Origin of the sequence: Undibacterium sp. YM2, from assembly GCF_009937975.1 — a bacterium.
GTDB lineage: Bacteria > Pseudomonadota > Gammaproteobacteria > Burkholderiales > Burkholderiaceae_D > Undibacterium.
Window position 1 is genome coordinate 175346 of record NZ_AP018441.1, and the last position, 25352, is coordinate 200697.

Here is a 25352-nt window from a genome sequence, read left to right on the forward strand (position 1 = left end):
CCTTAAACGCAGTTTTCAAGCCTAACTGTCAAATACTTTACAATTCAGCCCATCTATTCATGCAGGCAATTATTCTTTCATGGCATCACAAGCAAACCTGATGAGCATCCTGCTGGCCGACCCCTGGTTTGCCAGCCTGCCAGTGGCAGACCGCAAGACCATGTTAGCCTCTTGCGAACATTTGCGCTTGCGGCCTGGTGAAATGTTGTTTCGCCAGGGTGACCAGCCCAATGGCTTTTATGCCCTGCTCAGCGGTACGGTGAAGATGTCCACCCTTAGTGCCGAGGGGCGAGAGGCCATCCTCATCTTTCTTGATGCTGCCACCTGGTTTGGTGAAATTTCCCTGATCGATGGCGAGCCGCGTACCCATGACGCCACCGCACTCAGTGAGGTCGAGCTGCTGGTGCTGGAGCCACCAGTTTTTAACATCCTGATGCAGCGCAATTCCTTTGCCAACGCGATTACCCGCATGCTGGCAAAGCGCATACGCCTGTTATATGGCATAGTGGAAGATGCAGGCCTGCGTTCAGTACGGGCCAGGGTGGCGCGTCGTTTGCTGTTGCTGGCTGAAGTAGCGAACCGGCAACAGGATGGTCATGCCCTGGTAACAGTTACCCAGGAGGCACTGGCCATGATGCTGGGCATGACGCGCCAGACCCTGTCCAAGGAATTGCAGTTTTTCAGGCAACATGATCTGATCAGGCTTGCCTATGGCAGCATAGAAATCCTGTCAGAAAGCAGGCTGTCCGTATTATGTGACAAAGAGTGACTTTCTTGAGCGTAATCTTGCTTGCCGCAAAGCATTGTTATGCTCTATCGTGTACAGAATCGTGATCAAGGTGAGTCTTGATGAGTATGCTGACGAAGTGGCAAGTCTTGCGCGTAGTTCTGCTGTCCTTCCTGGGACTTTCTCCTTTGCACGCCCGGGCTGCCTGTTCACGTGTGATCAATGCCCCTGTTACTTCTCTGGGATACAGCGTCATCGTCAATGGTGACAGCATAGGTGGTATTTATCCCGATCTCTTCCGCAGTCTGTCTTCCAAAGAAACTTGTCAGTTCCTGTTTTCGGCTGTGCCGCGTGCCCGCCTTGAAGTATTGTTTGAAAACGGCCAGGCCGATGTCCTGTTCCCCGCCATACGTACTGCCAAACGGGACGAGCTTGGCTACTTCATTCCCCTGATCTATACACGGGCCACACTGATATCCCTGCAATCCGCACGACCTGCCATCCATAGCCAGCAAGAATTGCTGGAACAAAAAAACCTCAAGGTCGTGGTCGTGCGTGGATTTGATTATGGCGAAGCTTATCAGGCCATCATTGCCGAGCTGCAAAAACAGGGCAGGCTCATCGTCGAGGCTGATACCGTATCTGCAGCCAGGGTATTGAAATCAGGCGTGGCTGATTTCTCCATCATGGCACCGTATATTTTTGCCGGGGCAGTGCAGGGCGATACCAGGGTAGAAGACATCGCCGACAAACTCAGGTTTGACCCCCTGCCTGAACTACCCTGGAGCGACAGCGGTATCTACCTGTCAAAGAAAAGCCTGAGCCAGGATGACCGCAATGCCCTGCAAGAAATGATGGAAAAGGCAGCCCGTTCAGGCATGGTCTGGAAAGGCTTTTCACGTTACTACAAACCCGAAGTGCTGAAAGAAGGCAATCGCCCGCGTTAGCGTTGCAGCTCAGGTTCAAGATTATTGACAGCAAGAATATAAAGCGGACAGAGATTAATGGTTTTTCAGATATACAGAACAATATTACGCATGAGCTTGTTTGCCGCCCTGGCGGTGTCCGCTGACCAGGGCTTTGCCGCCTGTACCCGTGTAATCACTGTACCTGTCGCCTCGACAGGGCGTAGCGTCATCATCAGCGGTAAGCAAATTGATGGCATATACCCGGACCTGTTGCGCAGTCTCATGGAAAAAGAGGCCTGCAAATTTGCCCTTAGCGCCGTACCCAGGGCAAGGATGGAACTGATGTTTGAAACCGGCAGGGCAGACCTGCTGATCCCCGCCAGCCGCACCCCCAAGCGCGATGAGCATGGCATCTTCATCCCCATGATCTATAACCGCGCAACCCTCATTTCGCTGGAGAGCAATCGCCCTGTCATCAGCTCGGTACAAGACCTGCTCGACAAAAAAGACCTCAAAGTTGCCCTGGTACGTGGCTTTGATTATGGCCCTGCTTACCAGGATTTGATCAAGGAGCTGAGCAGACAAAAACGCCTGTATCTTGATGCTGACCCATTGTCAGTCGCACGCTTGCTCAAAGCCGGCATTGCCGACATCACCATCATGGCTCCCTCCATACTTGCAGGTGCCATCATGGACGATGGGCGCGTACAAGACATGCTGGAGAAATTACGGTTTGAACCCATCCCCGAGCTGCCCTGGGGCGACAGCGGTGCCTATATTTCCAAAAAATCATTGAGCGCTGAAGACAGCCTTGCCCTCAAAGATTTGCTCGAACAGGTCGCTAAATCCGGCATGGTCTGGAAGGGTTTTCAACGTTATTACCCTGCGAATGTTTTGAAAGAAAGCATACGCCCACGCTGAATGGGCTTGCCAAAAACCGCCCCAGCTGCGTTGCAGCTCCCGCATTCAACAAGACCTTGTACCAAAGTACTGTCTTCGTCGCTACGGTGTTTTGGGGTTTCAGACAACATGTTGTCTGCCAACGTAACGAACCTCCCTTGCAAGGGAGGTTTCCTAAAGCGATAGCCTTGCTGGGACGATTTTTGGCAAGCCCTTCTTACAATGCGATAGCTGTTTCAAACTTGCTGCGCAAGATAGAAAAAAAACTACGCACATTACGCACATTCGCATGGGTCGCAAACAGCCTGTGCGCCAGCGCATGATAAGCCGCCATGTCTGCCACCTGTATCACCAGCACAAAATCCGGCCCTTGCGAGACGCGGTAACATTGCTGCACCGCCCCTTCCTGCGCCACCAGTTGCTCAAATTCCACCAGCTTCTCCGTCGCCTGATGATCAAGCGTGATTTCGACGATGGCAGTCAGGCCCGCTCCCAGCTTTCCGGCATCCAGTAGCGCCACCTGGCGGCTGATGATGCCCTCATCCGTCAGCCGCTTCACGCGGCGCAGGCAGGTGGGTGCAGACGCATGCACCCGCAAGGCCAGCTCATGATTGGTTAGCGAGGCATCTTTTTGCAATTGTTGCAAAATGCGTTTATCCAGTTCATCGAGCTCATTGATAGTTAGCATGTGATTGATAATTCCAAATTTTCTTATATATTGAAATAATAGTTCAAATAGAAAATTGATGTTCTATAAATTTCAACAATAGATTAATTTTGAAAGAAAATATCAAGCCATCTGCTTTAGCATGAACACATATTCATTCTTTATCAGAGGTCACCATGTGCGGTATCGTCGGCGCAGTTGCTCAACGCAATATCACCCCAGTCTTGCTCGAAGGCTTGAAGCGGCTTGAATACCGTGGCTATGACTCATGCGGCGTCGCCCTGCATGTCGATGGCCACTTGCAACGCTCACGCAGTACATCCCGCGTGGCAGACCTGCAGGCACAGATAGACCAGTCCGGCCTTGCTGGCTTTACCGGCATCGCCCACACCCGCTGGGCCACGCACGGCGCACCATCATCATCAAATGCCCACCCGCATTTCTCGCGTGAGCGCATCGCTCTCGTGCACAACGGCATCATAGAAAACCATGAAGAACTGCGCGCAGAACTGACACAGGCTGGCTATGTGTTTGAAAGCCAGACCGACACCGAAGTCATCGCCCATCTCATCGATCACCTCTACAGCGGCGATCTGTTCGAGACCGTGCAAATCGCCATCAAGCGCCTGACCGGTGCATTTGCGATTGCCGTCTTCTGCCGTGATGAACCGCACCGTGTCGTTGGTGCCCGCCAGGGTTCTCCACTCATCGTCGGCGTTGGCCAGGGTGAAAACTTCCTCGCATCCGACGCCATGGCACTGGCAGGCACTACCGACCAGATCATCTATCTCGAAGAAGGTGACGTGGTAGACCTGCAACTGCAAAAAGTATGGATAGTCGATAGCGAAGGCAAATCAGTCCAGCGCGAAGTGAAAACCGTACACGCCCACAGCGGCGCCGCTGAGCTCGGCCCTTACCGCCACTACATGCAAAAAGAAATCTTCGAGCAGCCACGTGCGATTGCCGACACGCTCGAAGGCGTCATCAGCATCATGCCCGAGTTGTTTGGTGACGGTGCCTACAAAGTCTTCAAGCAGATAGACTCAGTCCTGATACTCGCCTGCGGCACCAGTTATTACGCTGGCCTGACGGCCAAATACTGGATAGAAGCAATCGCCAAAATCCCCGTCAATGTAGAAATCGCCAGCGAATACCGCTACCGCGAAAGCGTGCCCAACCCCAATTCACTGGTCGTCACGATCTCGCAAAGTGGCGAGACCGCAGACACCCTGGCCGCACTAAAACATGCACGCAGCCTGGGCATGCTGCACACCCTCACCGTCTGCAATGTCGCCACCAGCGCCATGGTGCGTGAGTGCGCCTTGTCATACATTACCCATGCCGGTGTAGAAGTCGGCGTCGCTTCCACCAAGGCTTTCACCACACAACTGGCAGCACTCTTCCTGCTGGCACTGTCACTGGCCCAAAGCAAAGGCCGCCTAACCGAGACAGATGAAGCAGAACATATTCGTGCCCTGCGCCACCTGCCCGTCGCCATCAGCGCCGTGCTGGCGCTGGAACCGCAAATCATCTCCTGGGCAGAAGAATTCGCCCGCAAGGAAAACGCACTCTTCCTCGGTCGCGGCCTGCATTACCCCATCGCCCTCGAAGGGGCATTAAAACTCAAAGAGATTTCCTATATCCACGCCGAAGCCTATCCAGCTGGTGAACTCAAACACGGCCCCCTGGCCCTGGTCACCAAGGAGATGCCGGTAGTAACAGTCGCCCCCAACGACACCCTGATAGAAAAACTCAAGTCCAACATGCAAGAAGTCCGCGCCCGAGGCGGCGAAATCTACGTCTTCGCCGACGCCGACTCCCGCATCACCTCCAGCGAAGGCGTACATGTCATCCGCCTGCCAGAACACTACGGCCAACTGTCCCCCATACTGCACGTAGTGCCACTGCAATTGCTGGCCTACCACACCGCACTTGCGCGGGGGACGGATGTTGACAAGCCACGCAACCTGGCAAAGAGTGTGACAGTTGAATAGGGCAGGACATTGAGTTACATTGCCACGATCACCAGGCCCCCATTTTTGGAGAAAGCAGATCATGGCAAAGTATCTCATTTCATTCCCCAGTGCTGCAATGAAAGTAGCTGACACCGAGATGGAGCAGGTAGGGCGAGACGCCCACGCCGTGATACAGGAGACCAAGGAGGCAGGCGTCTACGTTTTCGCTGGCGGCATTGATGAAACAGTGCCGCCCGTTCTGGTGTCGGCCAATGGCGCAGTCGCTGAGGGAGGTTACACTTGGGCACCGCCACTCAATGGCGGCTTTACGGTACTTGAGCTACCATCAAAAGAAGAGGCCATCGACTGGGCTGCACGTATTGCGAAGGCCTGCCGTTGTGATCAGGAGCTTAGAGTATTTGGACTAGACCCGGAGTCGTGATGCTCGCGGCCTTAGTTCTGAATCAGGCCTGAGCAACTTTTCATGATCGTTCAATAATCTAAAATTACCCCTCAGCTTTTCTAAAGAAGTTGAGAAACGCATTCAGTGTTTGTTCCGGCGCTTCTTCTGGCAAGTAGTGTCCACAAGGCAGCGCACCACCGCTGACTGCGCCATCGACAGATTTTTCTTGCCAGGTTTTCAGCACATCATAGGTGTTGCCGACAACGCCCTTGGCTCCCCACAATACCAGCAAGGGTGACTGGATTTTTTTGTCGGCGTCGGCAGCATCGTGTTCAAGGTCTATCGATGCTGCGGCCCGGTAATCTTCGCAGACTGCATGCAGGGTTTCGCTTGTGTAGCAGCGGCGGTATTCTGCATAGGCTGCGGGCGTGATTGCGCCTGGGGTTTTGTTTTGTTTGTTGATATGGTGTTCCAGATAAAATTCCAGGTTGGCGCCTATCAATTTTTCTGGCAAGGGCGCTGGCTGTATCAGGAAGAACCACCACACGTAACGGCTGGCAAATGCCATATTCGTCGATGCATACATGGTCGCAGTGGGGGCGATGTCGAGCAGGGCTGCGCGTTCTACCGCATCTGGATGATCAAGCAGCATGCGGTGAACGACGCGCCCGCCACGGTCATGGCCAGCCACCTGGAAGCGAGAAAAGCCCAGTTGCTGCATGACTTCAACCTGGTCTTGCGCCATGAGTCGCTTCGAATACCCTATGTGACTTTCACCACCTTCTGGTTTGCCTGAGTCCCCATAGCCGCGCAGGTCGGTCAGCACGACCGTAAAATGTTGCGCCAATGCCGGTGCGATTTTATGCCAGCAAGCCAGGGTTTGCGGATGCCCATGCAATAGCAGCAGTGCCGGGCCCTGGCCACCCACCAGGGTTTGAATCGTGGTGCCGCTGGTGTTGAGCGTGCGGCTTTTGAAGCCCGGGAACATGCCGGCAATTGCTGAACCTTGTGGGGGCACGGGTGTATTCACAGGGTATCCTTTACTGGGTAATGTCAGCGTTGCCGCCGATACTGCACCGGCAAGCAGGCTTCTTCTGCGAGTATTGATTTTACCCGCTTCAGTGCTTGCTTTAGCGGTAGCTGCTACTATTGTTTTTGGGGATTCTGGCACGGCGCTCTCCTGGGTTTTCTTATCTGCATTTGTCAACAATTTCTCCAAGGTTTCAGCTAAAAATCTTCATCAATATCGTCGCCATGACTATCATAGCTGCACCACCGATGCGGGTAGAAATTTGCGCGAAGGGCATCATCTCCATACGGTTCGAAGCAGACAGTATCGCTACGTCCCCAGTACCACCCAGCCCGCTATGGCAGGCAGTGACAATGGCTGATTCAACAGGGTACATTTTCATCAAAAAGCCTATGCCGAAGCCACTTGCCACCATCGCCAGAACGATGGAAGCGCAGATCACGAAATAGGACAAAATGAGCGAATTGACCATCTGGTTCCAAGGAACAAACAAAGTCCCCAGCCCCACCAATATCGCAAATGTCAGGTTGTTCGTCATGAAGCGGTACATCTGGTAAGCACCAAGCTCCATATTCGCTGGCATGATCTTGCTGACCTTGACCAAGGCTGCGCCGATGATCATCAGGATAGGGCCGGGGATGCCCGTCACTGGTGCCAGTACCGAACCCAGAATGAAGAATGCACAGGTCAGCAACAGGCCAGCCCCCATCAGGCTGATGTTGAGTGGCGCTTCGTTTTGTTTGGCCAGCAATTCCTGATCATTGCCATTGCGTACCAGGGTGCCATTGCCACTATATTGCGGGCGCTTCTTGCCAAACCAGCTCAGGGCACCAGCCGACAAAATTGCCACCACATTGCCTATCAGTGCAGCCGGGATCAGGGTGGCAACAATTTGCGCTTGTGGCGTCGTCGTGATCTCTGAATAGGCAATCGACAAGGGCAGGATGCCTTCACCAATACCGCCACCAAGAATGGGAATGATGATGTAGAAGAACACATGTTTCATCTCATAACCCAGCAACATGCCAACGGCGAGGCCTGCACCAACTGCAGCGACAGTACCAACCAGCAATGGGATAAACATGCGTATGAAACCCTGGACCAGCACCTTGTGGCTCATGCCCAATATGCTGCCGACAACCAGGCAGGCAATGTACAGATATTGCAGGTTCGCCGTCTTCATTGCTGTCGTCAGTGCCTTGTGCATATCCTGGTCAAACAGGTTATAGCCAAGCAGAGCCGAAGGCACGAACAGACAGAGTATGGCTGATCCGCCTATGTGTTTAAGTAGCGGGATTCTGTTGCCCAGATCACCAAGCAAAAAGCCCGCTAACATCATGACCGCCAAACCACCGATCAAGTCATTCGGCAAACGATGATTGATGGCGGCTGCGATAGTGATTACTGCCAATACGATATACACCGGCAATGGTAGTGGCCCGATACGGATCGCCATTAACCTGCTCCAAGAACCTGATCCTGCTGGTTCTGCAGGCAAAGCTGTTTCTATATGCATTTTTGTCTCCATTATTTTTAATATTACGCCGCACGAATGTCCGGTCGTATTGCTCGTTATGGCTTGTTCAAGTCAGACTTTCTCTGGTCTTGCTTGCCAGATTTTTTAGCCATGGGCGTTTCTGCCAATGACTTGTTGCAAATTCATTGATCTGCTCTTGCATGGCGAGAGTTGCACCCACCATATCCAGGCCTTCGAGGAACATGCGGCGGTGGCGTTCAGACAGAGAGAACGAGGCAGCCAGGCTTTTGCTGCGCACTGTCATGCTCTCAACATCAATCAGCACATGCTTGTCTGAAGGGCTGCTGATATCAGCAAGAAGCAAGTCAATATCGGCCTGGGCAAGTGCCACCAGCATGAGCTTGTTGTTCATGGCGTTGGAATAAAATATCTCTCCAAAGCTGGGGGCAATGACAGCGTCAATCCCATACTGTTGCAGACCCCAGACCGCATGTTCGCGGCTGGAACCGCAACCAAAATTGGGGCCACCCACCAATATCCTTGTGCCAGCGTATTCAGTCTGGTTAAGCACGCACTCCGGGCGGCTGTTTCCATCCAGATCAAAACGCATGTCATACAGCAGACCTTTAGCCAGACCAGCCTTGTCAATACGCAGCAAAAATTGCTTGGGCATGATTTGATCAGTGTCCAGGTTGGCGACTGGCAAGGGTGCCGCAATACCTTCGATTCGGGTTTGAACAGTCATGCCTGTACTCCTAATTTGCGCACATCGGTAATGCGGCCAGTTACAGCAGCTGCCGCAGCCATGGCCGGGCTCATGAGATGGGTGATCGCACCGCGACCCTGGCGGCCTTCAAAATTGCGGTTGGTGGTAGATGCACAGCGCTGGCCCGGGCTCAACACATCGTCGTTCATGGCCAGGCACATCGAGCAACCGGGCTGACGCCATTCAAAACCCGCATCGATAAAAAGTTGGGCAAGACCTTCTGCTTCTGCCTGCCGCCTGACCTCGCCTGAACCCGGCACGATCATGGCGCGAACGGCAGGCGCAACATAGCGCCCTTTGACAATCGCGGCGACTGCACGCAAGTCTTCAATACGCGCATTGGTACAAGAGCCTATAAAAACCACATCAACTGGCAAGCCTTCTACGCCATCACCTGCATGCAAACCTGTGTAATGAAGCGCGCGTTCCATGGTGTGACGCAGGGCATTGCCAGTCTCTATTGGCATGTTGGGGATACGGGCTGTGATGGGAATTGCCTGGTCAGGGCTGGTGCCCCAGGTGACATAAGGCTCTACATCATTCGCATCAAAATGCAGCTCAAGGTCAAAGCTGGCACCGTTGTCGCTATGCAGATCAGCCCAGTCCGCTTGTGCCATGACCAGCATATCGCCGACCAGATCAGGGCAATGCGCTTTCACATAGTCTATGGTCGTCGCATCTGGCGCAATCAGCGCACCGCGCGCACCTGCTTCAACAGCCATATTGCACAGGGTCATGCGCGCTTCCATGGACAGCGCGCTGATCGCTTCGCCACAGAATTCAAGCACATAACCGCGCGCACCTTGCGCACCGATTTGGCCAATGATCAGCAAGATCAGGTCTTTCGCCGTCGTGCCTGTGGGCAAGCGGCCCGCGACATGGATGCGCATGTCCAGCGCAAGGCGATAGACCAGCGTCTGCGTAGCCAGCACATGCTCCACTTCTGACGTACCGATGCCAAAACCCAGCGCACCAAAAGCACCATAGGTGGTGGTATGGCTGTCACCACAAAGTATCACCATGCCCGGTCTGACCATGCCAAGTTCAGGCGCGATGACATGCTCTATGCCCTGGTAACGGTCATTGGTATCAAACAAGGGTATGCCATGGAAATCACAATTACGCTTCAGGTTCGATGCCTGCAGGGCAGAATTTGGCTCGGTAATCGTGCGTATCGCCAGCGGGTGAGTGGGGATAATATGATCGACCACCCCCAGGTTCTGGCCAGGCTGGGCAGCCTTCCTGCTGGCATGGGTCAATGCTGCAAATGCCTGGGGGCTGGTGTATTCGTTCATGATATGCAAATCGGCATACAGCAACACGTTTTGCTCATCCAGGCGGGCTACCGTATGGGTTTCCACCAGCTTCTGGTATAGCGTTTTTGCTGTACCTGGCAATTCAGTCATGCAAGTCTCCTGTAGATTTAATCTGGATAAACTTCTTGTGCAGGACAAGTTAATTTATTGCGAATTGATTTACAATGACTTGAAAATCAAACTGTTTTTAACTTAAACGCAAAAATGAGCTCAGTATCTGATGTCGCTTTTTTCACCGAAGTAGTGAAGGCAGGCACGCTCTCAGGCGCCGCGCAGGAGCTTGGCGTATCCACCGCTGCCGTCAGCAGGCGGCTCGCCAACCTGGAAGCGCGTCTCAGCATACGCCTGCTGAACCGCACCACCAGACGGGCCGTTGTAACGCCAGAAGGCGAGTTATATCTGGCCGAGGGCCAAAAAATCCTGGCCGCACTTGAAGAGCTGGAACAACGCCTGTCCAGCAGCAAGGCCGTCCCCAAAGGCCTGCTGCGCGTGAACGCCAGCTTTGGATTTGGCAGACAATTCATTGCACCCGCCATCGCAGGCTTTGTAGAAATCTACCCGGACGTTGAAGTGCAGATGCAATTGACAGACAGACCCGTCAACCTGTCCGACGATGGCTTTGATGTCTGCATACGATTTGGAGAAGTCCCAGACGCCAGGGTCACCTCAAGAAAAATCGCCTGCAACCGCCGCCTCTTGTGCGCATCCCCCATCTACCTTGAACGCCACGGCACACCACTGACACCAACCGACCTGCAACGCCACCGCTGCATCGTCATTCGCGAAAGTGATGAGACTTATGGTACCTGGCATCTGCACAACGCAAATTCGCAGGCAACCGTAAAAGTGCGCGGCACGGTATCAACCAACGACGGCGAATCAGCAGTCAGTTGGGCCTTGCAGGGTCAGGGCATCTTGCTGCGCTCAGACTGGAACGTCGCCCCCTACCTGCAATCTGGCCGGCTACGTGAAGTACTAAGCGACTGGAAACTGCCCAATGCAGACATTCATGCTGTTTATCCTATGAAGAACAATTTGTCTGCCAAGGTGCTGGCATTTGTGGGTCACCTGGAAAAATATTTCAGGCAGTATCGTTCGCAGGATGGTGTTAATAGTGGGTGGTAGCAGAGCTTGGATGGGCAAGAAGGTATTGCGTTTTCTCAGATGGCATTGATGAAATAGTAGTACCCGTTCAGGTATCGGCACAATGGTGTAGTTGCTGATGGATGCAACCCCCGCGGGCATCCCCATTCAATGGGGGCTTCGCAGTACTTAAGCTTCCTTCAAGAGATGATGCCATCGTTCTGGCCGCACGTCTCGCCAAAGCTTGTCGCAGTGAGCAGGAGCTTAAGGTATTTGGTTTTGAACCAGAATCTTGATGCCAAAGTATTTCTGTATATTCTGCTAGTTTATGATTCGGAAGAAATTAGGATAATTTGAACTTGCTGCTCGCACATGGATGTATCAGAATGATCAAAATTTAGTAAATAATTATTTGACGATTGTGCTAACGTGAATAATGACAAGTTGCTCAGATAAAATGAATTGAGAATTCTTTTCAACGTTTTACCGAGAGTTATATTACGGTTGTTAGTACAAGATGTAAATCAAAGTAAACTTCTTCCATTGCATTTGGTATTTTTGTTATAGTTAAAATGTTACGAAAATTTTTATAGAATTTAATCTCGCCACGCAGCGTTGGTAAGCGTGACCTCATTAATCCATGGCGCACGTGGCGGGAATATAGTTTCGGCACGCTGGCAATTCAGCCGCTGACATAATTAATCTGATGCCTATACAATTGGCGTTTCAAGACGAAAATCTTCGAAAAGTTTGCGAGAGTACTGTTTCGGCAAAACGCAAATACGGTGGACTCGCTGGACCATCGCTTCATGCTCGCCTTGCGGACTTGAAAGCGGCCGATTCACCATCGGACCTCGTTGATTGGGGTTTAGCAAAATTTGACCAAGCGTCTGATAGCCAGATAATTATTTTTATTGATGATGAATACCATGTTCGCGCTGCTGCTAATCATAATCCCCCTCCTGGTACTCCAGGAAAGTTGGACTGGAAACAGGTAACGCGAGTAAAGATATTATCTATTGAGCGTGCCAATGAGAACTGAAATTGATTTTGCGCCCATGTGGGCTGTTCCGCCGGGTCGAACCATTTGTGATTTGATGAAATCAAGGGGGATTGCTTCGACTAAATTGGCAAATTTGGTTAGCATGACTGAGGCTGAATTCGATAATCTCTTGTCTGGAAAGAGCGCTCTTACTGCTTATGTTGCTACTCATCTAGAGACTAATCTCGGAGCATCAGCCAATTTTTGGTTGCGTCGCGAAGAGCAGTACCGAAAGCAATTGACTGAGTTGAATGAGGGGGTTGATCCAGAAAAAGAAGAATATAAGTCTTGGTTAAAAAGTCTCCCTCTGAAAGAAATGCAAAGCCTTGGATTGATTGAGTCGACCAGAGATCAGAAAGAAAAACTTCGTGGATGCCTTAGTTTTTTTGATGTACCTAATCTCGATGCATGGTATAGGACTTATGTAGACGTTAGAGCAGCGACCGCGTTTCGAACAACTGATGCCTACCTTGAAAATGTTCCAGCTACGTCCACGTGGCTCAGACTCGGTGAGTTGCAAGCTGCGAAGATTGAATGCCAGAACTGGAGTCCTGAGCGATTTAAAGCGCAATTGACAAAAATACGCAGTTTGACAAAAATAGCTGCTCCATCAGAGTTTCTTCCAAAGCTCCAAAATTATTGCGCAGAAGTCGGTGTTGCTGTTGTTGTAATAAAAGCGCCGACTGGATGTAGAGCTAGTGGAGCGACTTTCTTTGCTAATCCGAATAAGGCCGTATTGCTGCTGAGCTTCCGCTATTTAAGCGATGACCAATTCTGGTTTTCTTTCTTTCATGAAGCGGCTCATCTAATATTGCATTGGGATGCTGATTTACTGATTCTTGAAACATCTGACGGCCCCAAGTCTCCTAGAGAGGAAGAGGCTAATGCATTTGCCTCTGAGCAACTAATACCTCATGGATTTCAAACTCGAATGCGGGAGGCGGCTAAGACTTTGAAAGGCATCATGAGACTTGCACAAGATGCAGGAGTATCTTATGGGATCGTAGTGGGGCAAATGCAGTTTCGTGGATTTGTTAGGCGCGATCGCTTTAACCGTTTAAAAACTCGGTACAAGTGGGACCAGCTAACCGCGAAAAGCTAAATATTTTTTCGGGCTCTTCTGCCAATTGCAGAGGGAGTCTTCTATTACCTGCATCCCTACCCCCAAAGTTTTATCGAGTTGTACGGAGAGCTCATCTAGAGCCTTTTTTGAAAGTGATTTATTGTCTACCGCTCCGCAGAAAAGTAGGCGTGCGCCGCGCACTGGTCCAGTCCCATCCTTCATGTACGCTGATGGAGGTTCTAAGTTGACTAAGCCAATTTTTGCCACCATAGTTAGGAAGTCAAATTTACCAGTTCTTCCAAATCGATGTACGGCATTCATGTCCCTATACAAGTAGTCGAATAGTTTCTTAGGATCAGTTCCAACTTTTGCCTGAGCTCTATCTATGAGGTCTTTGTGTGACCGAGTCGGACCTACCCAGTCAGCATAGCTTTTAAGAATGACATCCAATTTGCCCAGACTTTCATATTTGCGATGGTTTCCAAACGGGAAACTCGCTCGCTGCTTTTTTATGTTATCAAGATGTTGATGGAGCCACATAGAGAAGTCATTGGGATTTTTCGAAAATCTATCCCACGTCCAAACAAACTGGTCATTGAACGCACCATATACCATTCTCAGCAAACCATATCCTTTCGTAAGATGTTTCCCGCAATGTACGAAAAGGAAGATCAACCAAAAGGCTTCATCCTCATTACCTGAACGCATATAATGGACTGCTGCCCGAAGTGGGTCGAACATTACGGCATCTTTAGGGTTTATGCGGCTTAGTGAAACTTCCCGCGTTGAAATAGTTTTCACGTATTTGATCCGCGCAACACTGTCTATCATTTGACTTACAAGGGCAGTGAGTTCTTCTTGGGATGGGATGCCTGGTAACGGTTTCCCGTTAACTCGATAGTCTGTGAGTTGCTGCTCAAGTTGTGCTGCGAGTTTTGGATTTTTCATATCGCTTAATATATTTGGGAATACTTACCGGATATTTTCTTCGTTATCGCCCGCGGGCTGTTGGGCATCAAGTTCCTCGACATCGAAGAGCATGGGTTCTGTCGGTTGTACAGCTTTTGGAATTCGGCGTTGACGTTTTAAAATATGAGCGTCATAAAAAGTAGAACTCATTTTCTTTTTGATTTCGTTAATATTCTTTCTCTGTTCACCCTTGGCTGAATCTCGAGAATATCGGAACACCTCAAGCAGTCGTACAAAGTCGCCCCAGTATGGGTCTAGGTCAGCAAAAGAAGGCTGTTTTCCCTGTCGAATTGTTCGCTCTGCCTTCAAAAGATTTTTGACAGATGGCCATGGGTCACCAAGCGGCATTGGTGGCATTGGAACTCGCTCCTGCACACCTTCCTCAAGATAATCCTGCATTGCTTTCGTATGTTCGGTGTAAAGATGAAGACTACCAACAGCATGCTTGTAAGGACCGACTTCAACACCCAATGAGCGTGCAATGAGTTCCTGCAACATCGTGAACGCAAAGACATCATGCGGCAGTCCCAAAAACGCGTCATTCGACCGCATCATGACCATTGCATGGAGCTGATGGTTGCGAATTGTGAATTGTAGCGTACAGGTACACGGAAGGTCCTCGCGTCGGCTTTCAAGGTTGTCAGCTAAATCCTCTCCGCGGAAAAGTTGAATAACGGCCCTTCGCGATGTATTGCTCGCTTTTAGAGTTTTGATGACATTCTGAACTTGGTTAATTGCTCCGTTTAGATCGAATAGGCGAGGACCGTATGCTCCATAAATGGTCTTCCCATCATCAGAATACTTGCCATAGTCACGTATGTAGTATTGGATGAAACTCACTTTATCCGAGCCTGAAAGATACCACAGGAATTCTCCTAAGCAACTGAACAAGGTACTCTTCCGTTCAGTTCGGCTTATACGGGCTCGTGGATTTTTAATTTGAAGCAGTGCCCCATTAATCTCTGTTGCAGGTCCTTTCGTAGGCGTAATATCAGATGAGCCACGCTTTCGCAGCAAGCGCCGATAAACTTTTATGAGTAAGTCATCAAGGGTTTCTGCGCTCAGATACATAACGGAAATAGTAAGTCTAATGGGGCATTTAGCTGATGGAGCCGCGAAATCTGATGAAGTGGAATAGTCAAAAATTACTCAAACAGTCGTAACTGCGGTTCTGCTCTATTAAGTGACGCGATAAGCTCAAGTTTTAGTTGTCGGCCGCGCGAAATGAGTGTGCGTCGGTCAGCTGGCATTGCACCCCGACTCAATGCCACAATTCGAACTTCGACAGTAACGTCGTAATGGGGTAGTGAGGCATGTGCCTGAAACCAAGCGCGCTTCAACCCTAAAGATTTTGCAAACAGATGCAGTTCATCGAGCGAGTCGGCGACTAAATGGCACCATTGGCGTCCTTGCCAGGCTATCCGAACATTATCCACATATACAGCCAAAATTATTACCTCATAAAGTTAATTTATTCTATATTAATATTGCTAATTAAAATAGCATTAATACTAATCTGTTGGGTCTTAAGAACAGATTGGCGATTCTCATAATTTACATATCAAAATTGGCAAAAAAATTAGGCGCAGTTCTCCTCACGCTGCATGCAATAAAGATTTATGGGGGCTCAAATTATAATTGGTGAAAGTAAGAGTTGGTATGAATATGCTCGTCTCTGATTTTCTATGAAGCGATTTTGCGTTGTAATTTGATTTGTCACAGTATCGCAGAAGCAAAATGGCAGTGTAGGGGTGAGCGTGCATACGACATCTACTCCCGTTTGCTCAAAGAACGTGGCCAACCGGTTATATTTAAGACAAATCAACAAGCTCCACCTGCCCACCCCAGAAAAGACGGATAATACCGCCTACACGTTTTCGTACACTATTCTGGAACTCCCCCATGGAAATTAAGGTTAACTTTCTCGATAAGCTTCGTCTTGAAGCCAAGTTCGATGATTTTACGGTGGTGGCTGATCAGCCTATCCGTTATAAGGGGGATGGTTCTGCGCCTGGTCCTTTTGATTATTTTTTGGCTTCGTCGGCCTTGTGTGCGGCTTATTTTGTGAAGCTGTATTGCAATACCCGCAATATCCCGACTGAAAATATACGGCTGTCGCAGAATAATATTGTTGATCCTGAAAACCGTTACGCGCAGATTTTCAAGATACAGGTGGAGTTGCCTGCGGATATTTCTGCCAAAGACCGTGAAGGTATCTTGCGGTCCATCGACCGTTGTACAGTCAAAAAAGTGGTGCAGGCGGGGCCGGAGTTTGTGATTGAAGAGGTTGAGAATCTCGATGCGGATGCGCAGGCTTTGCTGACCTTGAACCCGTCTGCGGATGCAGCCACGTATATCCTGGGCAAGGATTTGCCGCTGGAGCAGACCATTGCGAATATGTCTGGCTTGCTGGCGGGGCTGGGTATCAAGATAGAGATTGCTTCGTGGCGTAATATTATTCCTAATGTGTGGTCGCTGCATATACGCGATGCGCATTCGCCCATGTGTTTTACCAATGGCAAGGGCGCGACCAAAGAGAGCGCGCTGGCGTCGGCCCTGGGTGAGTATATCGAGCGCCTGAGTTGCAACCATTTTTATGCCGGTTCGTTCTGGGGTGAAGATATTGCCAATGCAGCCTTTGTGCATTACCCGGAAGAGCGCTGGTTCAAGCCTGGCAAGAGGGATGCGCTGCCTAAAGAGATACTGGATGAGTATAGTCGCGAGATTTATGATCCTGAGGGTGAGCTGCGTGGCTCGCATCTGATCGATACCAATTCTGGCAATGCAGAGCGTGGCATCTGCTCGCTGCCTTATGTGCGGCAGTCAGATGGTGAGGTCGTTTATTTCCCTTCTAATCTCATTGAAAACCTGTACGCCAGCAATGGCATGAGTGCCGGTAATACCCTGGCTGAAGCGCAGGTGCAATGTCTGTCCGAGATATTTGAACGTGCCGTCAAGCGTGAAATTCTCGAAGGTGAAATTGCCTTGCCGGATGTACCGCAAGAAGTGCTGGCGAAATACCCTGGCATTGTGGCTGGCATACAGGGGCTGGAAGAACAGGGCTTCCCTGTGCTGGTGAAGGATGCGTCGCTGGGTGGACAATACCCTGTCATGTGCGTGACCCTGATGAACCCGCGCACGGGTGGCGTGTTTGCGTCCTTTGGTGCACACCCCAGTCTGGAAGTGGCGCTGGAACGCAGCCTGACAGAGTTGCTGCAAGGCCGCAGTTTTGAAGGCCTTAATGATTTGCCGCAACCTACCTTTGTCAGCAATGCAGTGACTGAGCCAAATAATTTTGTGGAGCACTTCATCGATTCCAGCGGTGTAGTGTCGTGGCGCTTCTTTAGTGCCAAGGCTGATTACGAATTTGTTGATTGGGATTTTTCTGGTCAAGGTGAAAATTCGAACGCCGATGAAGCCGCGACCTTGTTCGGCATACTCAAGGAGATGGGTAAAGAAGCCTACATGGCTGTGTATGACCATCTGGGTGCTACGGCCTGCCGTATCCTGGTGCCGGGTTATTCTGAAGTTTATCCGGTGGAAGACCTGATCTGGGATAACACCAACAAGGCCCTGCTGTTCCGCAAAGATGTCCTGAATCTGCATACGCTGGATGATGAACAACTGGAAGACTTGCTGGAACGTCTGGAGAATAATGAGCTCGACGAATACAGCGACATCGCCACCCTGATAGGCATAGAGTTTGACGAGAACACGATCTGGGGCCAGCTCACGGTTGTTGAATTGAAGCTGCTGATCAATCTCGCCTTACAGGACTTTGAAGAAGCGAAAGAACTGGTCGAAACCTTCCTGCAATACAACGACAACACGGTTGATCGCGGTTTGTTTTATCAGGCCCTGAATGTGGTGCTGGAAGTGACGCTCGATGATGAGCTGGAACTGGATGATTACGTCGTCAACTTCCGCCGCATGTTTGGTAATGAGCGTATGGATGCGGTATTGGGTTCAGTCGATGGCAGCGTGCGCTTTTACGGCCTGACACCAACCAGCATGAAACTCGAAGGGCTGGACAGGCATGCGCGCCTGATCGATAGTTACAAGAAACTGCATGCGGCGCGCAGCAAATTTGCTGCATCGAAGTAAGCTGCTCACGTATGACTGGTCTGCAATGATGATGTTCATTGCAGACCAGGCGGGTGCATATCCACTTGCGTATTCACTCGTAAATCCACCCGCATATGCAACGACGAGCTTCAGGCCAAAGCTCTTTCCCCAGGCCGCAAGGTTAATACCTGTACACCGCTTTTTGTGACGGCGACCGTATGCTCGAACTGGGCAGATAATTTCCCGTCTATGGTGACGACAGTCCAGCCATCGTCTTCGGTCTCTACATCGTGGCGACCCTGGTTGATCATGGGTTCTATGGTGAACACCATGCCTTCCTTTAATATCAGGCCTGTGCGTGGCCGTCCCCAGTGCAGCACTTCCGGCGGCTCGTGCATTTCGCGGCCTATGCCGTGTCCGCAATACTCCCTGACGACCGAGTAACCATTTTTCCTGGCATGGCTTTCAATGGCATGGCCTATGTCACCCAGCCTGGCACCAGGTCGCACGGCTTTGATGCCTTTCCACAGGGCTTCATAGGTCACTTGCACCAGACGTTTGGCAGATGCTGTTACTTCGCCGACCAGATAGGTTTTGCTGGAGTCGGCGATAAAACCGTTTTTCTCCAGGGTGATATCGAAATTGACGATATCACCGTCCTGCAAAATTTCTGTTACAGATGGTACGCCATGGCACACCACACTATTGCGTGATGAGTTCAAGGCATAGGCATAGCCGTACTGGCCCTTGCTTGCCGGGCGGGCCTTGAGTTCATTGACGATGAAGTTGTCGACCAGGTCATTTACCTGCATGGTGGACATGCCGATCAGATTCAATTGATCCAGATGGGTAAACACGCTCGCCAGCAGCTTGCCTGATTCTGCCATCAGGGCGATTTCTTCTGGTCGCTTGGTCATGTTAACGCTCCCCTGAAAGCCAGGGGTTCCACACCTGCAGCTTTCAGTTCGTGTACCACAATCTCATTAAAAGACATGGTCGGGTTCATTTCGCACAACATGCCTATCTTGATCCAGAAAGCGGCTTGCGCATTGATGGAGCGACAAGCTACCGCGCTTGCCTTGCGTATCTGGTCGTGCAGATCGTCGTCGATGTTGACTATGCCCATGTCGCACCTTTATATATGAAACGTATATGGATTGTATATGCTTCACGAGCAGCAATGCAAGCAGCTTTTTGAATGCAAATCTTGCCAGAGATGTGCCGCCGTGTGATTTTGTCATTGCACTCTGGTCAACAAAGGCAGTTGGCTATATAGTCTGGCATAGGCAGTTCTGGTGTTTTACTGGCAAGTTTGACTGGCAATAAGTTGACGAGAATTCTGTTACCTCCTGCATCCATCAAAAAAAGGAAGAGAATATGGGACCGACCAAGATCATGATCATCCGCCATGCAGAAAAGCCTGGCACTTATGGCGGCAGCGAATACGGTGGCATTAATTTGCTGGGTGGGAGCGATAACGAGTCCTTGATTACGCTGGGCTGGGAAAGAGCAGGTGGTATCGCCAGTTTGTTTAACCCCAGCTATGGTCAGTTCCAGAATGCAGAACTGGCTGTACCCAATTTCATTTACGCGTCCAATCCAGCGACTGCTGGTGGCAAGGAGCCCAGCCAGAGGCCGTATCAGACTATCTCTGCACTGGCTGCGAAGTTGAAACTGACGCCGAATACTTCTTTCGACAAAGATCACTATAAACACAGCGATGGCATGGTCGCCAGTGTGCTGGCGCAATCGGGTACGGTGCTTATCTCCTGGCAGCATGAGGACATCTGGCAGGGGCCAGGTCAGGACTCTGTGCTGAACGAATTGCTCAAAAAGACAGGTACGGCCAACTTCTCGAATTTGCCGACGCAGCCTTGGCCAGGTTCACGTTACGACATGGTGTTCGTGCTGGACCGCCCAAGTGGCACGGGTGTGTTTACTGCTTTTACCCAGGTGCCGCAAATGCTACTTGCAGGTGATAGTACGGCACCGTTTAAATAGCCCTGTTTGTTATGCAGCCTTGTTACAGCCAGCCTGCGTCGCTGGCTATCCTGTAAGCTTCACCGCGGTTCCTGACATGCATCTTGCTGATGGCATCTGACAGGTAATTGCGTACCGTACCTTCTGATAAATGGATTTGTCTGGCGATGTCGGCATTGCCTGCGCCTGAGCCCGCCAGGCGCAATACCTGGCGCTCGCGTTCTGACAAGGGGTCGTGCGGGCCGTTCCAGCCTTCCATCGCGAGTTCAGGCGCAATCACACGGCCACCTGCCTGCACCGTGCGTATCGCTGCTGCCAGGCAGTCTGAGGGGGAGTCTTTGAGCATATAGCCGCGCACACCACTGGCGGTGGCGCGGCGCAAGTAACCGGCGCGGGCGAAGGCGGTCAGCATGATGACTTTGCAGGGCAGCTTTTGCTCAGCAATGCTGGCCGCCAGTTCCAGACCTGTCATGACCGGCATTTCTATATCCGTCAATAAGATGTCGGGGCATTCTTGCTGGCAGGCCTCCAGTGCCTGCTGGCCATTTCTTACCAGCGAGATGACTTGCATGTCAGGCTCAAAGCGCAACAAGGCAGCCAGTGCGCCGGAAACCAGTGCATGGTCTTCGGCTATCATGATGCGTATCATGTCTTACCTTTGACTGGCAGCAAGATCGTTATGCTCAGTCCATTTGCATGATGGAAGCGGATTGTGCCCTGCAAGGCGTGTATGCGTTCTGTCATACCGCTTAAGCCGCAGCCTTTTCTGATGGCTTTGTTGGCCTGGACCTCGCCGTCATCCGCGATGGTGAACCTGATATTTTTTGAATCCGACGACAGGGTGATCTTGCATTTGCTCGCCCTGGCATGACGGATAATATTGGTGACCGTTTCACGCAAAGCAAGTGCGATGACATTTTCCAGTGACGGCGGTATGCTGCATTGTTCTATCAGGGCAGTCATGTTGACATTGGCTGCCTGCAAGGCTGTTTTTGCTGTAGCTAATTCCGCGTTCAAACTGCTCGTGCGGTTGTTACGAACTGTGCTACGAACTTCTCTGAGGATATTGCGTGCACTGTGCTCTATGGCTATCAATTCATGGGAACAGGCACCCAGATCAGTGTTGACCAGTTTGCGCGCCAGGTCAGCCTTCAATACGATGACGGACAAGGTATGGCCAAGCACATCATGGATATCACGCGAAATTCTCTCGCGTTCAGCGAGACGTGCCTGGTTGGCAATCTCTTCGTGCTTCATGATTATATGGTCGTCAGTGCGGCTATTCTTTTCGAGCAGGATAGCTACGAGGGCAACCGGCAGGCAAAACAGCAATGCTGGCAAAAGAAATACAGATGGTAATTCAAGGCTGGCATTTGCCATCAACAAAATTGCGTACATCATGGACAGGGCGGTGCTGGCAGCGCGGGTATTTTTCAAGCGCTGGCACATACCCGCACCGATCATGACAAATGCGGCGGCGCCTGCATTGTAAGGTGCCCACAGTATGCCTGCCATGGTGGCGGTGATAATGCAGGCAAGCAGGCGCTTGTCGTTGACCTGCAAGCTGTATTCAAACAAGATGACGAAGCCAGCCAGTGTCGCGATGACCATCATCAGCTCAGTTGCAGATGGGATGGTGCTTGTATATTTCAATAAAAAGAAAGCAGGCAGGATCAGCCAGAAAAGGGCTGAAGATTTGCTCTTGTCAGTCATGCCTACGGTATCGTTCACCTCATTCTCCGCAAGCAGCAAAGACACCGCTTGAGCAGGACTATGATTGCTGCTTGCTTTAAATCCTGGGTTAACTTTGGCTGGCTTCACTTTGGCATTCCTTTTAAAGCAAATAAAACTGGCTCAGGCTGCGACGGTGGCGCGTGAGGCAGTGATCATGACATTGGCCATCACACCATATACGGTGGCCCAGGCATCCCTGGTTTCGCTGGTGAAGCGGTCGCCCAGGCCTTGTCCCAGTGTTTTCAGTAATGCAGCACCAACTGTCTGATAGTGTGATTCTTTGACACCGTAACCGTCATGGCGCACTGCCAGGCCCTGCAGTACCGGCACCAGATTATCCAGGTCATTGAGCTTGCCAACCGCAGCGCCTATCATCTGCATGAGTTTTTTACCTTGCTCTGTCATGTCACCGCGGAACATGGGTTTCAGTGATGGGTCGGCGGCAAACAGGTTTTGATAAAACAGGGCGGCAGCCTGCGGAGCTATCGTTGCTACTTGTTTCCACGAGTCTTGTACGAGTGTGACAGTGTGTTGATTCATTGTAATTCTCCGGTTGAAATGATAGTTTGGATTTGCTGAGAGTCTGTCTAGCCTGCCGTGGCAGCCTTGCTTTGGTACATCTGCAAGTCAGCAGCTTGCAGCCAGGCCTTGGGCGGGCCCTGGGATGTATTCACTTCAGCAAAACCAAGTGCAAATTCCAGTGGAATAGCTACCTGTTCTTGCGATAAATTTATTTGTAAAACAGGCGTTGCCTGCAGCAGCTTATTGACGATATTTTGTGTTTCCTGCGCATTGGTGTGTGGCAGAATCACTGCGAATTCATCACCGCCGAGACGCCCCAGTATGTCGGTGGAACGCAAATTGTTTTGCAGGTAAACAGCAACCAGTTTCAAGGCCTTGTCGCCCGCTTCGTGGCCATAATTGTCATTGATCTGTTTAAAGCGGTTCATGTCCAGCACGACCAGCGTGGTTGGTACGGCATAACGTACCCATCTGTCCCAGGCTGTATTCAACTCTGCGATAAAACCACGGCGGTTCAGCAGACCGGTCAATATGTCGGTACGGTTTTCAATTTCCAGATCAGAAATAAAGCGCTTGAGACGCGAAATTTCTTCCAGCAGTGCTGCACTATTCTTGCTGTCATCAGCATCGCAATGTGCAAATTCTTTGTCAGTGCAAACGGGCGCTGCACAATTCACTTGTGGTGCATGTTTTTTATAATTTAATCTTTGCGTAGCTTGCATACAATTTCTTTTCATAAGCGATGAATGATGACCTGGCTAGTGGACTGTAACAGTGAAATCGGGAGTGAAGGACATGCGCCCGGCGCATCAGGGCAAGCACTCCGATTTTCACTGTTACAGTTCACCAGTATTGGCTAATGGCCGGTTCATTGTTAGATACAAGGCTGTGCTTTCCGCATGAATACAAGAAATTTTCAGAAAGTACGGCGCGTTCAGGGATTCTTCAGTAGTGTCTGATCATGCCCAGGCATGGGAAGAAGTATGTGTCAGACAGTCTTTTTCGAATAGATACAAGCAGTGCTCTAGTCGATAGGTACAAAATAAAAAAAGCAGTTGATCTGAGTTTTTTTAAACTGCTTCACTCTTAATAAAAACCACGCAGATAAAAACAGAATGCCGTCAATGACTGGCGCAGCGGATCGGTCAGCGGAATGGAGGTATTTACGCACACGCCATTTGAGACCAGGGCAATCTGTGGTGTATCGGCTTCGTCCAGCAAGGGCCAGTTGGCGCGGATTTGAGTCTGTATTTCTTCTGTGCTGATCTTGCCTGGCAGTGGCAGCCAGTAGCTATAACCGCCGGGCATATCTGCGAGTTTGACGGTATTGCCCAACACCAGGCGCAGTATGGACAGGTACTCGCCGCTGCGTGATTTTAATTGCTGGCGGTATTTGCGCAAGTGTGGCACGTGGCTGCCCTGTGCCAGGAATTCTGCGAGCACAAGCTGTGATAATTCATTGACGCTGCTGGCGGATGCGCTTTTCAAATATTCGATACGTTCACGCCAGCTACCGGCGGCCAGCCAGCCTATGCGCAAGCCGGGTGCCAGGGTCTTGGAGCAAGAGTTGACATAGATGACCTTACCCTTGAGGTCAAAGGATTTCAGTGTCAGTGGTCGTGCGCCATCGTGCTGCAGGTCGCCATAGACATCATCTTCTATGATGGTGACGCCATGCTTTTCTGCCAGCCTCAAAAGATTACGCTTCACTGGCAAGGGCATCAGTGCGCCAGTAGGGAAATGGTAATTGGCGACCAGTAAAAAAACCTTGGGTGGATCTTCACCTTCCAGTATGGCCTGTACCTCAGCCAGAAATTCTGGTGCATCCACGCTGCTGTGCACGGTCACCGGTGTCAGGGTAAAGGTTTCCAGCAGGCGGCTATACAAGACGCTGACGGGAGCCTGCACCATTACCTTGCTGCCGGCCTCGCTGGTTGCACGCAAGGCCAGTAACAGGGCCTCTGTCGCACCCTGGGTCACGATCAATTCATCTTCCTTGAGGAAGCAGCCATTTTCTGCACTGCGCTTGGCCAACTCCGCACGCAGACGCGGGTGACCATAAGCCTGGGCATGACGGGTTGATAAAAAAGGATGGCGGCGTATCACGCTACCCAACAGGCTTTGCCAGCGTCGCTCAGGGAACAGGTCTTCTGCCGGGCCCCATTTGAGTACATTGGCAGACATGTTTTGCAAATCTGCCTGGGTATGCGGTGCAGGGGCTGCTGTTTCTTTTTTTGCTGGCGGTTTGACAAAATAACCAGCCTTGCCACGCGGTTCAACCAGCCCTTTTTCTTCCAGAGTGTGCAGGGCATTCGTCACAGTGGCAAGACTGAGCTGGTGTTGTTGCATGAGTTCACGCACGGAAGGCAGGCGTGCATTGGCCGCCAATTTTTTGCTCAATATCGCATCAGCCAGTTCATCCGCCAATATTTGATACTTGTTCTTTGTCACAAAAAATCCTCAATTTTGCAAGAATTTACCAGGCTACATGCTGATGTCCTAAGGGGGAGGGCGGCAATGGAGTCTGATTGAGACTGAATGAGTTTGAATGAATCGCGCTGCAATATTGCCGACAATAGTTATAACATACCGGGTAGGGGATTACGCATCAAATAGTGGCTTTTGACGGGCATACTGAAGTATGTACTAGTCTGCTCTGGAGTGATGCTTTCTTCTATATCTGTGACGATAAGGGATATACTAAGCAGCAGGCCCATTTCAAATTCCGCAGCTTGTTATCCATAA

General features: G+C 50.8%; 25 protein-coding genes. 10 read left to right on the forward strand and 15 right to left on the reverse strand.

What is annotated here, in order from left to right:
• Positions 1-79 precede the first annotated feature (79 nt).
• The 3 genes from UNDYM_RS00800 to UNDYM_RS00810 all read left to right on the forward strand — a co-directional run bounded on the left by UNDYM_RS00800 (position 80) and on the right by UNDYM_RS00810 (position 2556).
• Positions 80-769 carry a Crp/Fnr family transcriptional regulator gene (locus tag UNDYM_RS00800; protein WP_232063658.1) on the forward strand — a complete coding sequence of 230 codons (690 nt, stop codon included), beginning with the start codon at positions 80-82 and terminating at the stop codon, positions 767-769.
• An 80-nt stretch (positions 770-849) separates the two neighbouring features.
• On the forward strand, positions 850-1674 hold the full coding sequence (locus tag UNDYM_RS00805; RefSeq protein WP_162039314.1) for an ABC transporter substrate-binding protein: 825 nt from the start codon (positions 850-852) through the stop codon (positions 1672-1674).
• Positions 1675-1764: 90 nt separating this feature from the next.
• The gene (locus UNDYM_RS00810) at positions 1765-2556 is read left to right on the forward strand and encodes an ABC transporter substrate-binding protein (RefSeq protein ID WP_232063659.1); all 792 of its coding nucleotides are present in this window, start codon (positions 1765-1767) and stop codon (positions 2554-2556) included.
• Between the two features lie 196 nt (positions 2557-2752).
• Here UNDYM_RS00810 and UNDYM_RS00815 read toward each other — a convergent pair whose 3' ends face one another.
• On the reverse strand, positions 2753-3223 hold the full coding sequence (locus UNDYM_RS00815; protein ID WP_162039316.1) for an Lrp/AsnC family transcriptional regulator: 471 nt from the start codon (positions 3221-3223) through the stop codon (positions 2753-2755).
• A 155-nt stretch (positions 3224-3378) separates the two neighbouring features.
• Here UNDYM_RS00815 and glmS point away from each other — a divergent pair, with 155 nt between their 5' ends.
• Positions 3379-5196, forward strand: a complete 1818-nt coding sequence (glmS, locus tag UNDYM_RS00820) for a glutamine--fructose-6-phosphate transaminase (isomerizing) (protein WP_162039317.1) — start codon at positions 3379-3381, stop codon at positions 5194-5196.
• Between the two features lie 61 nt (positions 5197-5257).
• Positions 5258-5599, forward strand: a complete 342-nt coding sequence (locus UNDYM_RS00825; protein ID WP_162039318.1) for a YciI family protein — start codon at positions 5258-5260, stop codon at positions 5597-5599.
• 64 nt (positions 5600-5663) lie between these two features.
• Here the strand turns inward: UNDYM_RS00825 and UNDYM_RS00830 are convergent, their stop codons facing one another.
• The 4 genes from UNDYM_RS00830 to leuC form a co-directional block, all read right to left on the reverse strand.
• Positions 5664-6767: an alpha/beta fold hydrolase gene (locus UNDYM_RS00830; protein ID WP_370529425.1), complete on the reverse strand. Its 1104-nt coding sequence runs from the start codon at positions 6765-6767 to the stop codon at positions 5664-5666.
• Positions 6768-6783: 16 nt separating this feature from the next.
• Positions 6784-8106: a 2-hydroxycarboxylate transporter family protein gene (locus tag UNDYM_RS00835; RefSeq protein ID WP_162039319.1), complete on the reverse strand. Its 1323-nt coding sequence runs from the start codon at positions 8104-8106 to the stop codon at positions 6784-6786.
• A 67-nt stretch (positions 8107-8173) separates the two neighbouring features.
• Positions 8174-8812 (reverse strand): 3-isopropylmalate dehydratase small subunit, encoded by a 639-nt coding sequence (gene leuD, locus UNDYM_RS00840; protein ID WP_162039320.1) that lies wholly within the window; start codon positions 8810-8812, stop codon positions 8174-8176.
• Positions 8809-10239: a 3-isopropylmalate dehydratase large subunit gene (gene leuC, locus UNDYM_RS00845; RefSeq protein WP_162039321.1), complete on the reverse strand. Its 1431-nt coding sequence runs from the start codon at positions 10237-10239 to the stop codon at positions 8809-8811. Before leuC ends, leuD begins: the two co-directional genes overlap by 4 nt.
• A gap of 114 nt (positions 10240-10353) precedes the next feature.
• Between leuC and UNDYM_RS00850 the strand changes: the two genes are divergently transcribed.
• The 3 genes from UNDYM_RS00850 (at position 10354) to UNDYM_RS00860 (ending at position 13376) form a co-directional block, all read left to right on the forward strand.
• Positions 10354-11274, forward strand: coding sequence for a LysR substrate-binding domain-containing protein (locus UNDYM_RS00850; RefSeq protein WP_162039322.1), 921 nt, complete (start codon positions 10354-10356; stop codon positions 11272-11274).
• A gap of 664 nt (positions 11275-11938) precedes the next feature.
• Positions 11939-12274, forward strand: a complete 336-nt coding sequence (locus tag UNDYM_RS00855; protein ID WP_162039323.1) for a hypothetical protein — start codon at positions 11939-11941, stop codon at positions 12272-12274.
• Entirely contained in the window at positions 12264-13376 is a 1113-nt protein-coding gene (locus UNDYM_RS00860; RefSeq protein ID WP_162039324.1) for an ImmA/IrrE family metallo-endopeptidase, read from the forward strand. Before UNDYM_RS00855 ends, UNDYM_RS00860 begins: the two co-directional genes overlap by 11 nt.
• Here UNDYM_RS00860 and UNDYM_RS00865 read toward each other — a convergent pair.
• The 3 genes from UNDYM_RS00865 to UNDYM_RS00875 all read right to left on the reverse strand — a co-directional run bounded on the left by UNDYM_RS00865 (position 13359) and on the right by UNDYM_RS00875 (position 15742).
• Positions 13359-14285 carry a hypothetical protein gene (locus UNDYM_RS00865; protein ID WP_162039325.1) on the reverse strand — a complete coding sequence of 309 codons (927 nt, stop codon included), beginning with the start codon at positions 14283-14285 and terminating at the stop codon, positions 13359-13361. The two genes, UNDYM_RS00860 and UNDYM_RS00865, sit on opposite strands and share 18 nt — an antisense overlap.
• 24 nt (positions 14286-14309) lie before the next feature.
• The gene (locus UNDYM_RS00870) at positions 14310-15377 is read right to left on the reverse strand and encodes a thymidylate synthase (protein WP_162039326.1); all 1068 of its coding nucleotides are present in this window, start codon (positions 15375-15377) and stop codon (positions 14310-14312) included.
• Positions 15378-15451: 74 nt separating this feature from the next.
• Entirely contained in the window at positions 15452-15742 is a 291-nt protein-coding gene (locus UNDYM_RS00875; protein WP_232064315.1) for a DUF4031 domain-containing protein, read from the reverse strand.
• 466 nt (positions 15743-16208) lie between these two features.
• On the opposite strand from UNDYM_RS00875, the gene UNDYM_RS00880 reads away from it, so the two are divergent.
• On the forward strand, positions 16209-18410 hold the full coding sequence (locus UNDYM_RS00880; protein WP_162039328.1) for an OsmC domain/YcaO domain-containing protein: 2202 nt from the start codon (positions 16209-16211) through the stop codon (positions 18408-18410).
• 110 nt (positions 18411-18520) lie between these two features.
• Here the strand turns inward: UNDYM_RS00880 and map are convergent, their stop codons facing one another.
• Together map and UNDYM_RS00890 are read right to left on the reverse strand one after the other, a co-directional pair.
• A complete protein-coding gene (gene map / locus UNDYM_RS00885) occupies positions 18521-19288 on the reverse strand; it encodes a type I methionyl aminopeptidase (RefSeq protein WP_162039329.1) in 768 nt (255 codons plus the stop codon).
• On the reverse strand, positions 19285-19497 hold the full coding sequence (locus tag UNDYM_RS00890) for a ParD-like family protein (RefSeq protein WP_162039330.1): 213 nt from the start codon (positions 19495-19497) through the stop codon (positions 19285-19287). The genes map and UNDYM_RS00890 overlap by 4 nt, the downstream gene beginning before the upstream one ends.
• 251 nt (positions 19498-19748) lie before the next feature.
• Between UNDYM_RS00890 and UNDYM_RS00895 the strand changes: the two genes are divergently transcribed.
• Positions 19749-20372 carry a hypothetical protein gene (locus tag UNDYM_RS00895; protein WP_162039331.1) on the forward strand — a complete coding sequence of 208 codons (624 nt, stop codon included), beginning with the start codon at positions 19749-19751 and terminating at the stop codon, positions 20370-20372.
• 22 nt (positions 20373-20394) lie between these two features.
• Here the strand turns inward: UNDYM_RS00895 and UNDYM_RS00900 are convergent, their stop codons facing one another.
• The 5 genes from UNDYM_RS00900 to UNDYM_RS00920 all read right to left on the reverse strand — a co-directional run bounded on the left by UNDYM_RS00900 (position 20395) and on the right by UNDYM_RS00920 (position 25058).
• Positions 20395-21000, reverse strand: coding sequence for a response regulator transcription factor (locus tag UNDYM_RS00900; protein WP_162039332.1), 606 nt, complete (start codon positions 20998-21000; stop codon positions 20395-20397).
• Complete coding sequence (locus tag UNDYM_RS00905; protein WP_162039333.1) at positions 20997-22082, reverse strand: sensor histidine kinase; 1086 nt, start codon at positions 22080-22082, stop codon at positions 20997-20999. Before UNDYM_RS00905 ends, UNDYM_RS00900 begins: the two co-directional genes overlap by 4 nt.
• Before the next feature lie 123 nt (positions 22083-22205).
• A complete protein-coding gene (locus UNDYM_RS00910; RefSeq protein WP_162039334.1) occupies positions 22206-22625 on the reverse strand; it encodes a globin family protein in 420 nt (139 codons plus the stop codon).
• A 47-nt stretch (positions 22626-22672) separates the two neighbouring features.
• Positions 22673-23329: a GGDEF domain-containing protein gene (locus tag UNDYM_RS00915; protein ID WP_162039335.1), complete on the reverse strand. Its 657-nt coding sequence runs from the start codon at positions 23327-23329 to the stop codon at positions 22673-22675.
• 364 nt (positions 23330-23693) lie between these two features.
• Positions 23694-25058, reverse strand: a complete 1365-nt coding sequence (locus tag UNDYM_RS00920) for a PLP-dependent aminotransferase family protein (RefSeq protein ID WP_162039336.1) — start codon at positions 25056-25058, stop codon at positions 23694-23696.
• Positions 25059-25352: the final 294 nt, after the last annotated feature.